Source organism: Bacillus sp. OTU2372 (assembly GCF_038440275.1).
Lineage (GTDB): Bacteria > Bacillota > Bacilli > Bacillales > Cytobacillaceae > Neobacillus > Neobacillus bataviensis_B.
Map to the genome: position 1 here is coordinate 1 of NZ_JASATK010000081.1, position 439 is coordinate 439.

2 tRNA genes and 1 rRNA gene are annotated in these 439 nt (G+C 47.6%); all 3 read right to left on the minus strand.

Annotation, left to right across the window (positions count from 1 at the left end):
* Positions 1–25 precede the first annotated feature (25 nt).
* A tRNA-Leu gene (locus AAHB15_RS30010) sits at positions 26–110 on the minus strand.
* Positions 111–124: 14 nt separating this feature from the next.
* Positions 125–199: transfer RNA gene (locus AAHB15_RS30015), tRNA-Glu, on the minus strand.
* Between the two features lie 41 nt (positions 200–240).
* Positions 241–356, minus strand: a 5S ribosomal RNA gene (rrf, locus tag AAHB15_RS30020).
* Positions 357–439 lie beyond the last annotated feature (83 nt).

The following is a 439-nucleotide window of genomic DNA, read 5'->3' on the forward strand; positions in this document are numbered from 1 at the left end:
AGTTATTTTGCTTTGTAAAAAAAACTGGTGCGGGTGAAGGGAGTCGAACCCCCACGCCTTGCGGCGCCAGATCCTAAGTCTGGTGCGTCTGCCAATTCCGCCACACCCGCATCTACACTGTTAATGGTGACCCCTACGGGATTCGAACCCGTGTTACCGCCGTGAAAGGGCGGTGTCTTAACCGCTTGACCAAGGGGCCCAAAACTTAAATTGGCAAAATAATAGCCCCAAAGGGGCAAAGCCTGGCAACGTCCTACTCTCACAGGGACAAAGTCCCAACTACCATCGGCGCTGAGAAGCTTAACTTCCGTGTTCGGTATGGAAACGGGTGTGACCTTCTCGCCTTTATTGCCAGACTATTTAATTGAAAGAAGTTCATTCTCTCAAAACTAGATAATATAGAAGAAATTTGTAAAAACGAGTTAGTTCGCTTTAAAAC